Source organism: Pedobacter sp. GW822-FHT03F06, from assembly GCF_058801365.1.
On the sequence record NZ_JBXANE010000007.1, the window covers coordinates 121,478 to 136,296 of the forward strand.

A 14,819-nucleotide genomic window follows, 5' to 3' on the forward strand; every position below is an offset into this window, starting at 1 on the left:
ATAAAATTGATATGAAAAATATTACGCTAAAAGCAACCAGAATAATACCTGGTCTAATTATCTGTTGCAGTATTCTTGTTTTTGCACTCACGACTACTGCTTTCAGAACCGGGGGCTACGTGATTGAGGGAGAAATGATAGCGCCCAATGGCACCAAAGTTTCGTTGAGTTACGAATATTCGGGAAAAAGATTTGCAGATTCAGCACTGGTTAAAGACAACAGGATATTACTTAAAGGTAGCCTGCCCGAAGCTTTGCAATGTACATTAAGTAACTCCATTAATCAGCAGTTGAAGATTGTTCTATTGGACAATGAGACTATAAATCTACGTGGTAACGTTGCCAAATTTTACTATTCGGAAATCTCCGGGGCAAAGGAAGATGTGCTTTTCAATACTTTTAATAAGAAAAAACTAGCAATAACCGGTGAATACCGAGACCAGTTGAAGGCAACTTCAACAGATTTTTATGATAAAAACAGCCGTGTCTATCTAGATTTTCACCGGAAGATTGATAGCCTGACTTTATCGTTCGTCAAAGAATATCCTAATGCTGCTGCTGCCAGCCTGGCGATTATCAGTAGCCACATGAACAGTACCGATGCCTTAAGGGCGGAAGCTTGTTACACACACTTGTCCGAACGTGCAAAACGGAGCTATTATGCGAAACGTATCAAAGCTTTTATTGATGCGTCTAAAGGCATTGCTGTTGGTAAACAGGCACCTGATTTTGTATTGAGAGACATCAACGGTAAAAAATTTGACCTTAAAGATTACAGGGGGAAATATCTGTTTATAGATTTTTGGGCAAGCTGGTGTAAGCCATGTCGTGAGGAGCATCCTTTGCTCAAACAGTTAAATACGGTATATCAGGACAAGAATATTGTTTTCGTAAGCATCTCCATGGACACTAATGAAAAGAATTGGCGTCAGGCAGTAGCTGATGATGGTTTAAGTTGGGTGCAACTCAATGATCCGCTTGCATTGAAGGGACCTTTGGCCGAAGCCTATTCGGTAATGGCATTACCTTCTAATCTTATTTTGGATCCTAAAGGAAAGATCTTAGCAACTAAGCTCAGAGGGCAGCACTTGAGTGATTTCATGCGAAATCTATTTAAGACGAACAATTAGTGGGTGATAAGCTTGCAAAGTCGGAGCGCCTGTCTTTTGCAAGCTTTATCTTCAGGAAATGCAAATGCGTCCTAAAATATAATTTTTTCATTATTTGTAATTCCTAGCTCTCCTCCATTTTCCATTGGTACCCTCTCGAGCGCCATGCGAACTGGTTTAGCTATACTGAATAATCCTGAGGGAAACTGGTCGATTCCTGTATTCAAAATACTTAGACTAATCTGTTGAGCTTCGTAGCCAGCATCCAAAAAAATATCGAATAAATACTGAAATCTGGGAGTCAATGGATTTAGCCTTGACTCCCTTAATTTAGGATAGCTGGCAATCTTTCTAGCAAGGTAATTAACGACCTGCCCGCCATTCCAATAATTTGATGCGTTATTGGCAGTTTAGTTGAGGTTAATTTTCATTTCTATTTAGATGATAAAAGGCTAATTGCGGAGGCATTAACCGGTTTATACATGTTTACGTCTTTTCTGGCTGCAAAATTTGATCGATTTTGTAGAAATTCCATTGAAAATAGATAAAATAGCTATTTTTTTTTAAGTAGATTGATTATAAACAGATGCTTATTGTTGTAAAGGTGGGGTAATTGTGTTTTTCGTGCCTTTTTATATGTCAAAATCCTTATTCTTGCTTAAATTTCGCGTACGATTGTTTTTGTAGAGGTTTAATCAATAAATTACTGTTGCTAATCTAATTTTGATTCAATGTCACCAAAGCCCCTTCCAGATGAGGAAAAAATACTAAGTAGAATTTCTGCAGGGGATCAGAGTGCTTTTAAATTAGTATATGATCATTATCAGCAAATGGTATTTTCCAGGGCGTTATATTTATTGAAATCTGAAAGTCATGCAGAAGAGGTTCTCCAGGATGTAATGCTTAAACTATGGCTAAGCGCTTCAAATCTCAAGGAAAATAGCAACCTGGCTGCATTTTTAACTACCCTCACACGTAACCGAAGCTTTCAGTTACTGAGAAGGAAGGTTTTGGAGTCAAAAGCAGAAGTAGAGATGGGGAAACAATGGAAAGAATACCACAATGAAACAGAAGAGAACATCTTGTTATCCGATGTGAGGAAAAAACTTCATGATGGCGTAAACTCACTTCCCCCTCAACAGAAACTGGTTTATGAACTTTGCCGAAATCAGGGTTACAAGTATGAGCAGGCTGCAGATATTATGAATTTAAGCGTCGAAACGGTTAAAGCTTATATGAAACTCGCGCTCCGTTTCCTTCGTGCCTATCTGAAAAATAATACCGATGCGGTAATTATTGCCATTATTTTCAAATTGTTGTAATTTATTTTTATTTCTATACCCCCATAATCTGTTCTCGCGGATTGATATAAAAAAGGGGTGACAATTTCTCTCTGTAATTATGGATTTCCAAGACAAACACATCATTACTTTATATCAAAAATTTTGCAATCAAACAGCATCAATGGAAGAGCTGGCTGAATTCAGCGAATTTTTAAAACATGATGCTGCCGAAAAACGATTGTTCGATCTTTTAGAAATGGATTATGAGTTAAGTGATATCCATCTTCGTGAAATCGACGACCTTCGGGCAACGCAGATTTACCGGGAAATCATATCAAAGCGGCAACCTTTGAGAAAGGTTTTTTCCCTTACCTCAAGAATCGCTATTGCCGCTTCATTGGTGATTATTGCGGTTTCATCTCTACTATATTATCATTTTGTTGATTCTCAAAAGCAACAGCTTACTTATATTTCCCCCGCTACGGATATTCCTCCCGGAAGAGTAGCTGCAACGCTCACACTTGCGGACGGAAGTACGATCAAACTCGGTGCTGTGTCTGCCGGCGTGATAGCCAGGGAACCCGGACTTCTGATCTCAAGGAACAGTAAAGGCGAGGTTGTTTATGAGATCCTTGATAAGGAAAGCGATCATTTGGCCGGGAATAATACCCTGGCGACAAACAAAGGGGAAACCTATCGGTTAAAACTTCCCGATGGCTCGTTAGTGTGGCTGAACGCCGCCTCATCACTTACCTACAACACAGCCTTTAACGCCAATAAACAAAGAATGGTTAAACTGGAGGGGGAAGCGTATTTCGAGGTTGCCAAGGATGATGAGAAGCCTTTCATTGTAAAGTCGCAACATCAGGAAGTGAGGGTGCTGGGTACTCATTTTAATGTTAAAGCCTATCCCGACGATCGCCTCGAGACCACCACGCTTGCCGAGGGAAGTGTAAAAGTTTCGTATCAGGCGGCGGCCTGGAATAAGGATACCCAAATCCGCTACAACGACGAAATCAAGCTAAGTCCTGGACAACAGTCTATATTAAAAAATGACCAGATTATGGTTTCAAATGTTAATCTCGAAAACGCTTTGGCCTGGAAAGACGGGAATTTCATATTTAACGGGGTCGGTATCAAGGATATTATGCAGGATATTGCCCGGTGGTATGCCATTGAGATAATTTATGAAGGAGAAGTGCCGGTAGGGAAATTCTCTGGCAACGTTTCAAGATCGAAAAATGTAAGCCAGATTTTAATGGCTTTAGAATCAACCAGATTAGTTCACTTTAGAATTGAAGGGAGGAAAGTATTCGTAACTAAATAACTATAAAAAAGCCAGATTCCGCTAAAGGAACCTGGCAAAGTTTGACGATAGTCAGCAGAAAATAATCAACTAAACCAACAGTTTACCTTCGCCGTGGAAAGTAGAGGTAAAACTGAAAAACAAACTTTAAACTAAATGTATATAAAATATACCAAACAAACAGGTATACCGTCTGCCGTATACACTAAAATTTTGCTTATTATGCGAATAACCATCGTGATTTTAATAGCAACATTGATGCAGGTCTCCGCTTCGGGATTTGCTCAGAAGATCTCATTGTCTGAAAAAAATGCATCAATCTTTCAAGTATTTGCCAAGATAAAGCAACAGAGCGGTTACGACTTTGTTGCAGATGATAATCTTTTAAAATCACTTAAACCCATCAACATCAATGTTAAAAAAACCGAACTGACTGATGTTTTGGATCTTTTGTTCAAGGACGAATTGCTTGAATATACGGTTCAGAATAAAATTGTTGTGGTATCCAGAAAAACACCTTCTTTGCTTGATAGAGTTACCTCATTTTTCAAGGATGTTGATTTGAAAGGCCTCATCTTAAATGAAAAAGGGGAGCCTATGCCGGGTGCAAGTATTCTTGTTCAACAGACCAAAAGACTCTACCTCTCTGATGAATCCGGTTCCTTCAACATACGGGGCCTCAAGGGTAAGGAAACGCTGATTTTTAGCTTTATAGGCTATCAGTCAGATACCATATCATTAAGGAACAGAACCAGTCTGGTGGTAACTTTAAAACCAGTTTCTGCTGATCTTTCGGAAGTGAAAATTGTAAGCACAGGTTATCAAAATCTGAACAGGGATCGTGCTACTGGTTCATTTGGGATTATTACTGCAAAAGATATCGCTCAATACCCTACCATAAGTTTGCTTGAGCGGCTACAGGGCCTGGTTCCAGGCGTAGACATATCCACCAAGACCGAGGCCGGTAAAAGCCGTAATGGTACAATTAACATCCGGGGTATTTCTACCATTATCAGTGATTATGGCCAGGTGAGCACCGAACCGCTTTTGGTTATTGATGGTTTCCCGTCTCAGGTTTCTATAGCAGGTGGCGCCCTGGATTTGATGAATCCTAATGATATTCAGCAGATTACGTTTTTGAAAGATGCGGCGGCTTCTGCTATTTGGGGGATAAAGGCTGCAAATGGGGTAATTGTAGTTACCACAAAAAAGGGTAAACCAAATACTGCACCTTCAATAAATTTCTCGACCACCTTTAGTACAAGTGCTAAACCTAAACTCAATTATGGCTCGACCATGTCAGTCGCGGATTATATCGATCTGGAAAAGGACATGATCGATATGAATCTGATCAGTGACCCCTTTCCGATACAATCAGGGACATTTCCGGGAAACAATAGTCAGGCTCAGGCGATCATTTTTCGTCAGAAACGAGGGGAGATAACAGAAAGTCAGATGAATATGGAGTTGGCTAATTTAGCTAATATCGATAATCAAGATCAAATTTCCAGATACCTCTTACAGCGACCCCAAACGCAACAGTACAACTTATCACTCACAGGCGGAGGGGTAAACAGTTCCTATTATATGTCGGGTTACTATTACAACGAAGATAGGCTCTATAAAAGCAACAAAAATAAAGGGTACGCATTTAATATGGGCTCAGTCTCATCATTATTCAAAGGCATTTTAACCATAAATGCTAATCTAAGCTACAATAATACCTCGGATGTTTTAAATGCTGCAGCAGTTCGTGCCATGAGCCAAACCTCCCTCGGGATGCGCCCTTATGATGCATTGGTCAATGCTGATGGCAGTACGAAATATTACGATGTGTTCAGTACCCCATTGGTAGCCAGAAACTTCGAAAGTAAAGGATACCTTCCTTTCCGATATTCTGCCATTGATGAACTCAACTACAATAATACCGTTAACAATACGAACAATATTGCGCTGAACCTTGATGTTACCGGCAAGATCACGCCCTGGTTAAGTGTTTCTCTATCAGGAAATCTTGGTCGTTATTTTAATGAAAGAGAAAACTATCAGGAACCTGAAAGTTACGAAAGTCGCATAATGATCAATAGGGCTACCAGCGTAAACGCAGCTGGGGCACTTGTTTACGGTATTCCTAATGGAGGTCGCCTGAGCCTGGCCAACGCCCTGGGTAGGAGTTATAACCTCCGTGGTCAGTTAAGTATCAACAAATCTTGGAGCGATAAACATGAACTTAATGTGCTGATGGGCAATGAAATTAGAGAAAATTTCAGTAAATCGAGTAATGAACTTCGCTATGGCTATGATAAGTCTATTAATGCTTTCAGATCAGTTAACCCCAGCGTAAGCTATCTGGATATCTATGGTCAGCGTCCTAGTATCGGAGCAACATCTTCACCTGTAGTCGAATCAACCACCAGAGGACTATCTTACTACGCAAGTGGTTCATACACCTTTAACAGTAAGTACACCGTTTCCGGAAGTGCAAGGTTTGATGATCTGAATCTCTTAGGTGTCGAACGCAGAAAACGTGCAATCCCGCTTTGGTCTGCTGGTTTAAGCTGGAATATGAAAAAGGAAATGATTTTGAAGGACTTGAACTGGCTTACCAACCTTTCAACCCGCTTTACCTACGGTTTTACCGGAAATGCGCCTCAGGGTTATGCCCCGGTAACTGTTATTTCTCTCCTCGGAACCGATTTTGAATCATCTTTACCCTACGCTGTAATTGACAGACCTGCAAGAGAAAACCTGGCTTGGGAAAAAACGCGCATGATTAATTACGGTCTCCAGGTTGGTCTCTTCAACGGCCGTGTTTCGGCGACGGTAGATTATTACCTGAAAAAAACAACAGATATTTTTTTCCAATTGCCGATTAATGGTACATATGGTTTCACCCAAACTATTTTTAATGCAGCGAAGTTAGATGGAAAGGGTGTTGATTTGGGACTGAGCTTCATTCCAGTGCAATCAAAAAATGTGAGTTGGAACAATACCATTAATATTTCTTACAATACCAATAAGGTACATGATGAGCGCTTTAACCTGCCTATAGGCGATTTGGGAAGAAATCAAATTTATGATGGCTATCCTCAGGATTATTTATTCTCCTATAAATTTGCAGGCTTAGATAATACCGGACAGACGCTGATTGAGGATCCTAAGGTTCCAGGAAGAATACTAAGAGTTGATGAGTTTCAGTACTTCGATATTATGGAATATTCTGGCCGGACAGCTTCGCCTTATTATGGTGCTTATAGCAGTAATATTTCCTATAAACAATTCAGCCTTGGTTTTCAATTCCAGTACGCCTTTGGCGGAGTTTTCAGAAAACCTTCGGTAACTGAAAATTCAGTATATGTTAGCCGTGCAGGTGATTTAGGGATGCGGTGGCGCAAACCTGGAGACGAATTGTTTACAAACGTTCCAACCATCAACACTGATTTTAACCAGGGATACTATTATGGTACCAGCATCACCCGGTATTCAGAGTCTGATTACCTGATCAGAAGCCGTAGTAATATCAAACTTCAACAGATTAGCCTAAGCTATGCACTACCACAAAAACTGTTAAAACCTATCGGGGTAAAGATGTTGACAGTCTCGGCTGTATGCCGTAACCTCGGACTGATCTGGACTGCAAATAAAGAAAAAATTGATCCTGATTATGTCTATAACACAGGAAATACCTTTCAGCTTGCACCTGTTAGAAGTTATTCGTTTCAACTTAATTTAAGCTTATAATGTATAAAACAGCATCAATATATACCTTTAAAATAGTAATGGTTACTGTTTTAACTTTTACACTCTTTTCCTGCCGCAAATACGTAGAAAATGTGCCTGTACAGGGACAGCGGGTATTGGTTTACACCCAGGATTATCGTTTATTGCTCAATAACAGAAACAACCAGGAAGTTGGGGCAGGAAATACGGCCATTTTAAGCTGTGATGATGTCGAACTTTCCGATCCGGAAGTGCAGACCTCACTAGCAAACAACACAACCAATTCAGCTATTTACGGATGGAAAAATCCTTTCTATTTTGGTGAAACCGACGATTTTGACTGGAATTTTATGTACAACGCAATATACGTTTACAATACCGTGATAAAGGGTGTTTTAGAAAGCAAGGGCGGTAGCCCGGACCAGCGAAATGCGCTGTATGCCGAGGCGTTAATCAACAGGGCGTTTACGTTTTTTACTTTAACGAATTTGTATGGTAAACAATATGATCCGGCAACCGCTGCTACAGATCCAGCTATTCCCTTACTGTTGTCACCGGAATTGTTTGTGAAACTTAATAGGGCATCGGTGAGGGAGGTCTACGATCAAATCGTCAAAGATCTTAAAGAAGCCTTACCGCTTATTCCAGTGGTTCAGTCCAGTACCGTTCAGCCTAACCGGGCCGCTGCTTATGCATTGTTGGCGAAAGCCTACCTGAATATGCGCGATTTTGAGGCCGCCAAAACTGCTGCGGAACAATCACTTTCATTAAACAGCTCGCTTTATGACTATAATACGTTTTTGACAACCAATATTCTTCCTACGCAATATACAGATAAGCAGGTTTTACTCCGGAAAGTTCCCAGAAGTAGTTTTTATCCACTACAGTTAAGCCCATCCTTATTGAATCTGCTCGATAAAAAAGACCTGCGTTATGAACTTTTCACCAGACCAGGTTCAAACTTTTACCCTGCTTTTCAGGGAACGGGCTTTTGGTCGAGGGATAATTATAACGATAGATCTCCGGTAGGTTTGACCGTTAATGAAACGTGGCTTATACGGGCAGAATGCTTAGCCCGTACAGGGAAGCGCGATGAGGCACTTACAATGGTAAACGACTTGCGAAAAATGAGATTCCGCCCGGCAGATTATCAAGCTGTAACGGCAACTTCAGATCAGGAAGCCTTGCAAAGGGTTGTGGAAGAGCGGAGGCGAGAATTTTTCGGAACGGGACTGCGCTGGTTCGATCAAAAGCGGCTGAATAAAGATGCGGCATTTGCGAAGTCTGTTACCCGCATGATCGGCAATGTGACCTACATACTTGAACCTAACAGCAATGCTTATGTTTTCCAGTTCGCTGAAAAACTTGTTGCTCAAAACCCAGAACTGGTTCAAAACCCTAAATAAACTCTAATATCCCACTATTGGTAAGGCTAATCTATTATTAATAGTGGGATTGGTACGCCTAAAAATTTATAAAATATGGAAAAAAGTATAGTAAAGATTGAAAACCTATCTCATCGCTATAGTAACACCTGGGCCATACGCGACATTAATATAGAAATCAATGATTTTGGTATCGTTGGGTTATTAGGATCGAATGGTGCCGGTAAATCAACTACAATGAACATTCTTTGCGGGTCAATCAATCAAACAGAAGGCAACGTATTTATCAACGGTATAAATTTCAGGGAAGATCCCAAACGGGCGAAAATGGAAATCGGGTTCCTTCCCCAAAATCCTCCGTTATACCTTGACCTAACGGTTGATGAATACCTTCACTATTGCGCAGCACTGCGCAATATGTATGGCCAGCCTGGCAAAGATGCGGTTGCAGAGGCGAAGGAGCGCTGCGGCATCAGCCATTTCGGCGGCCGATTGCTCAAAAATCTTTCAGGTGGATACAGACAGCGCGTGGGAATTGCCCAGGCAATTGTACATAAGCCTAATGTACTGGTTTTGGATGAGCCCACCAATGGTTTGGATCCCAATCAGATTATTGAGGTTCGATCGCTTATCAAGGACATTGCTAAAGATAGGGTAGTCATATTTTCATCACACATTCTGTCAGAAGTACAGCTGCTCTGTAAGGATATCAAAATGATCGAAAACGGAAAGATAGTGTTTTCAGATACAATGGATGCGTTCAACAACTATGTGGAACCGCACAGCATGCTGGTCACTTTTCAAAACATGCCTCTGGTAGCTGAGCTCGAAGCGATTCCCGGGATACTTAAGGCCGACATTCTTAATGGAAAATTAGTTCGCCTGTTTTTCAGTGGCGACGCGGAGATTACAGAGACCATTATTTCCGAAAGTGTTCAGAACGGTTGGCGCCTGCAGGAAATCTCTCTTGAAAAAAACTCGGTAGAAGAAATATTCAAACAACTTTCACAACATTAATTTCACATCATTTTCTTAATGAAAACAATCCTTCAAATTGCAAAAACAGAACTTAAAATGCTGTTTTATTCTCCTATTGCATGGTTTCTTATTATCGTTTTCATGGTTCAATGTGGCCTGGGCTACATGGCTACGCTGAAATCTATCGCCCAGATGCAGGCAGATGGATATAAAATTCCTTTTAGTGTAGTTGGACAGGCCGTATTTGGCTCCAATGGGCTATTTGCCTCGGTAATGAGGAATCTTTACTTATATCTTCCACTTTTAACAATGGGATTAATCAGTAAAGAAATGAGCAGTGGTACCATCAAATTATTGTATTCCTCACCTATCCGTATACGAGACATTGTATTGGGTAAATTCAGCGCCATGGTAATCATGAGCGTACTCATGCTTGGGGTAGTAACCATATTTCTATCCATCAGCTATTTCACAGCAGATTCACCAGATATTGGAATGTTATTGAGCGCTTTACTAGGCCTGTTTTTACTGCTTTGTGCGTATTCTGCTATAGGTCTGTTTATGTCCTCCCTAACAACATATCAAATTGTAGCTGCCGTTAGTACTTTTGTCATTTTCGGTATTTTGTACAACATTGCCGACTTGTGGAAGGGCATACCGTTTATAAGGGATATTACCTTCTTTCTCTCGGTATCCGGAAGAACAGACTGGATGCTGGTAGGCTTGATTACCAGTAACGGCATTATTTATTTTCTTGCCATTGTATTCCTTTTTCTTACCATTACTATTTATAAGCTAAAATTTAGCATGCAAACGGTCTCGCCTATGGTAAAAGCAGGACATTATATTTCAATCATTGCAATAACACTTCTTATTGGTTACATCAGTTCCATTCCACAACTGATTATTTATGCGGATGTAACTGAAAATAAATCTAATACACTAAAGCCAGATACGCAGAAAATAATTAAAGAACTTGGTGATGAACCGCTGGAAATAACGGGATACACGAACCTGCTGGGCGGTTACATGGAAGATGGAAATCCAGAATCTTATCAAAAAAACATCAACGCATGGGCACCTTATGTGCGCTTTAAACATAATATTAAATTAAAAAGTGTGATGTATTACGATACCCTGGCACAAGGCGGGGATATCGTGAAAGGGAACAAAGGAAAAACCCTTGCTCAGGTAGTGGAGAAGATCGCCCAGACAAGAGAAATGAATATAAAGCAGTTTTTAACACCTGAGCAGATTCGAAAAGAAGTCGATCTTTCCAAAGAGCCCAATTTTTATATCATGCAACTCAAGTATAAAGGGAGAAAGACCTTCCTCCGGGTATATCCTGATAATGAGCACTGGCCATCGGAAACGGAAATATCAGCAGCACTTAAAAGACTCCTTAGCGCAAAAATGCCTAAAATACTTTTTGCTACCGGAGAGTTAGAAAGAAATATCAATAAAATAGGCGACCGTGAATACCAGGCATTAACAAACCTAAAGGTTTTCAGGCAGTCTTTGCTTAATCAGGGCTTCGATGTCGACACCATCTCCCTTGCCACCACGCCGGTTCCAAAGGATATATCAGTGTTGGTTATGGCAGATCCCAAAGTTGGCCTGAGTGCGGCCGCAGCTAAAAATTTGCAGGCGTATATTAATGGCGGTGGTAATTTGCTCGTTACTGGAGAGCCCAATAAACAGGATGTTTTAAATCCAATAATCAAACAGTTTGGTATTCAGTTGATGGATGGAGCGATTGTTCAGCAAAGCAAGCAATTGGAGCCGGATTTGGCTACCCCAAACTTAACCGGCGCGGCAACGAAGCTCTTCATGCCCCTGGAGCAGGCGCACAAGGATAGCATAGTGGTTTCGATGCCATTGGCTACAGCCCTGTCTATCGAAAACACGAAATGGTACAAAACCCAGCCTTTGTTGGTAACAAACCCGAAAAGCAGCTGGCTTAAAAGAGAAAGGTTTCTGACTGACTCAGCCACCGTGCAATTTGAGCCACAGAAAGGTGATTTGCAAAAAGCTTTCCCATTGGCAGTGAGTTTAACCCGAAAAATTGCTCAAAAAGAGCAGCGAATCATTGTTATCGGTGATGCAGACCTGATGTCAAATAAGGAATTGAACAGGTTCAATCTCCGTACAGCAAATTTTGTTTTCAATATCGGTGTGTTTAGCTGGCTGAGCTATGGCGAATTCCCCATTAGTAGCTTCAGACCGGCACCAAAAGACACGGTATTACTGGTAGATAAAGATCAGATCCACCTGCTTAAATTGATTTTCGTATGGATCATCCCTGGCTTTCTACTTGCATGCGGAAGTATCATACTGATCAGACGAAAAAGAAAATAAGATATTTAATATGCCTTTAATTACAGATCAACAGACGATTAACGACCTCAACCTGTTTGGAAGACAGGGGAGTAATTCAATTTACGAAATTTTTAATAGTACCCGGACACATGGCGGATCAATTATTCTGGAAGAGATGTTCCTTAATCCGATCGGTGATTTTGATAAAATAAATCAGCGCAGCCAGATCATCCAGTATTTCGCTGGTCGTGCTGAAAAGTTCCCAATATCTACTGAACTGCTCAGTGCGATAGAATCATATATCAATAATACAGATTCGAGGAGTAAGTTATCGGAATACGATCAGTCGGTAACAAAGCGGCTGGGTAATTTCGTAGCACCCGATGCACAGACAACAACTATCTATAGGGGTATCTCAGCTATCCTGCTGTTTGTTCGGGAATTTAAGCTGTTTGTGGATTCTCTTGACCTGGCAACCGATCATCCGTACGGTTCAGAAAAAAATAATATTCAGCGAATTTTATCATCTGAAGAATTTGCTGATCTGCCTTTCAAGGTTGAGGGTTACAAGCCTACAGGCCAGGAGTTCATATCATATGATGAATTATTCAGGTTTGTTAACAGGGATGCCATATTAACACTATTACAATGCCTGTATAGACTTGATGTTTATTATTCAATTGCTAAAGTGGCAAAGGAAAGGAAATTTGTTTTCCCAACGGCTTTACCAGGGGGCAATTCCTTTATAAGAATTGACGATGTTTATCATCCTCAGCTTCAGCGTGCAGTTCCGAATTCCATAGTAATGAGCGATGAACAGAATGTCGTTTTTCTCACTGGTGCAAACATGGCAGGAAAATCAACTTTCATGAAATCTTTGAGCATCGCGATATTTTTGGCCCATATGGGATTTCCGGTGCCGGCAGCAAAAATGGAATTCACCGTTCTGGATGGAATATATACCACCATTAACCTGCCAGACAACCTTGGGATGGGTGCGAGCCATTTTTATGTAGAGGTGCTCCGTGCAAAAAAGATTGCATCCGAACTGAAACTGGGAAAAAAACTTTTTGTGCTTTTTGATGAAATGTTTAGAGGAACAAATGTGAAAGATGCCTGTGAAGCCACTATAGCCTTTACTGCCGCTTTTGCCCGTAAACAGGGGAGCCTGTTTGTGATCTCTACACACATTATTGAAGCCGGAGAAGTGTTAAAGGAACAAAGCGAAAAGATAAAGTTTGTATTTCTGCCAACAACAATGGAAGGAACCAATCCGATATATACTTATACCCTGCAATCCGGTTTAACTGCAGACAGGCATGGTATGATTATTATCAATAATGAAGGCATCCTGGATATCTTAAATGCCGGACTGGCCAAATCAAATGCTAAAGACATATGAGTTTAATCGTTGACAAACAAACGCAGGATGATCTAAACCTGCTCGGTAAATATACACCTGGATCTATTTTCAGCCTGTTCAATAAAACCAAAACCGATGGGGGGGAACAGCTCTTGCAGACGATGTTCCTAAATCCATTGACAAGTGCTGCAGCTATCAACGCACGGCGGGATATTTTCCATTATTTCCAGGAGAAAGATTTTACGTTTCAGCTTGAAAGGGCAGACTTCCAATCAACTGAAAACTATCTGGCAATCGAAAGTCCAAAAATGTTCATTGTTGCTGTATTTAACTCCTTTCTTAAAAAAGGCCAGTCGGTATTGATCCGCGATGAACGTTATGATCAACTCGTAGCTGGGTTGAACGCAACAATCAAAGTGCTGAAATACGCTCAGGAGCTTTCGGTTCTTCTAAATGATAATTCGAATACCCCATTTGACCAGGATAAAGAGCGGCTCAAAGAAATATTAGATGACCCTCTTTTGAGAAAATTAATTGCTCAACATACCAATGAGGAATTCGCACCGTATCAGCTTGCCGTTTATGACCACCTCCTCAAGCAGACATTGAAAGGTTCCCTCAATAAGCTTTTGAAAATCATGTATTCAATCGATGTTTACGCCAATGTAGGCAAGCTCGGAAAGATGATGGGCTATTGTTACGCAGAGGCCACAGAGAAAGAGGGAAATGTATTAAACATTACCGGGCTGAGACATCCAGCCTTACGCAATGGTGTAAGTAACGACTTAAGGTTCGACCATGATGCAAATTTACTCTTTCTCACCGGTGCAAACATGGCGGGTAAATCAACCTTAATGAAATCTCTTGGTATTGCAATCTACCTGGCGCATATGGGGTTTCCAATTGCTGCCAATCAGGTCATCTTTTCGGTACGCGATGGATTATATACCTCAATAAATGTTTCCGACAACCTTCAAACTGGCTACAGCCATTTCTATGCCGAGGTTTTGCGGGTGAAAAGTGCTGCTGAGCAAGTGGCAAGTGGAAAATGTTTCGTAGTCCTTTTTGATGAACTGTTTAAAGGTACAAATGTTAAAGATGCTTATGATGCAACGCTGGCTGTTACCGAAGCGTTCGCGAAATATAAAGCGTCTGCTTTTATCGTTTCTACACACATTATCGAAGTTGGGGAGGCCTTAAAAGGAAATTTATCAGTGCAATTTGCTTATATGCCGACGGTTATGAACGGAAATAAGCCCACCTATCCTTACAAATTAACTCCGGGAATCACCAGCGACAGACAGGGTATGATCATCATTGAAAATGAGGGTATCCTGGAACTGCTAAAGAATTAAC

The 14,819-nt window shown here is 40.8% G+C and carries 9 protein-coding genes; all 9 read left to right on the top strand.

Features of this window, described 5'->3' with window-relative positions:
• The first annotated feature begins 11 nt into the window (after positions 1 to 11).
• Positions 12 to 1,130 (top strand): redoxin domain-containing protein, encoded by a 1,119-nt coding sequence (locus AC1RJ8_RS13845; protein WP_492954328.1) that lies wholly within the window; start codon positions 12 to 14, stop codon positions 1,128 to 1,130.
• A gap of 710 nt (positions 1,131 to 1,840) precedes the next feature.
• Positions 1,841 to 2,431, top strand: a complete 591-nt coding sequence (locus tag AC1RJ8_RS13850) for an RNA polymerase sigma factor (protein WP_057930542.1) — start codon at positions 1,841 to 1,843, stop codon at positions 2,429 to 2,431.
• A gap of 79 nt (positions 2,432 to 2,510) precedes the next feature.
• Entirely contained in the window at positions 2,511 to 3,719 is a 1,209-nt protein-coding gene (locus AC1RJ8_RS13855) for a FecR family protein (RefSeq protein WP_492954329.1), read from the top strand.
• A 135-nt stretch (positions 3,720 to 3,854) separates the two neighbouring features.
• Entirely contained in the window at positions 3,855 to 7,439 is a 3,585-nt protein-coding gene (locus AC1RJ8_RS13860) for a SusC/RagA family TonB-linked outer membrane protein (protein ID WP_492954330.1), read from the top strand.
• Positions 7,439 to 8,824 (top strand): RagB/SusD family nutrient uptake outer membrane protein, encoded by a 1,386-nt coding sequence (locus AC1RJ8_RS13865; RefSeq protein ID WP_492954331.1) that lies wholly within the window; start codon positions 7,439 to 7,441, stop codon positions 8,822 to 8,824. The genes AC1RJ8_RS13860 and AC1RJ8_RS13865 overlap by 1 nt, the downstream gene beginning before the upstream one ends.
• A 75-nt stretch (positions 8,825 to 8,899) precedes the next feature.
• A complete protein-coding gene (locus tag AC1RJ8_RS13870; protein WP_492954332.1) occupies positions 8,900 to 9,820 on the top strand; it encodes an ABC transporter ATP-binding protein in 921 nt (306 codons plus the stop codon).
• Between the two features lie 18 nt (positions 9,821 to 9,838).
• Positions 9,839 to 12,139 carry a Gldg family protein gene (locus AC1RJ8_RS13875; protein ID WP_492954333.1) on the top strand — a complete coding sequence of 767 codons (2,301 nt, stop codon included), beginning with the start codon at positions 9,839 to 9,841 and terminating at the stop codon, positions 12,137 to 12,139.
• Between the two features lie 10 nt (positions 12,140 to 12,149).
• Positions 12,150 to 13,502 carry a MutS-related protein gene (locus AC1RJ8_RS13880; RefSeq protein WP_492954334.1) on the top strand — a complete coding sequence of 451 codons (1,353 nt, stop codon included), beginning with the start codon at positions 12,150 to 12,152 and terminating at the stop codon, positions 13,500 to 13,502.
• A complete protein-coding gene (locus tag AC1RJ8_RS13885) occupies positions 13,499 to 14,818 on the top strand; it encodes a MutS-related protein (protein ID WP_492954335.1) in 1,320 nt (439 codons plus the stop codon). The genes AC1RJ8_RS13880 and AC1RJ8_RS13885 overlap by 4 nt, the downstream gene beginning before the upstream one ends.
• The last annotated feature ends 1 nt before the right edge of the window (position 14,819 follow it).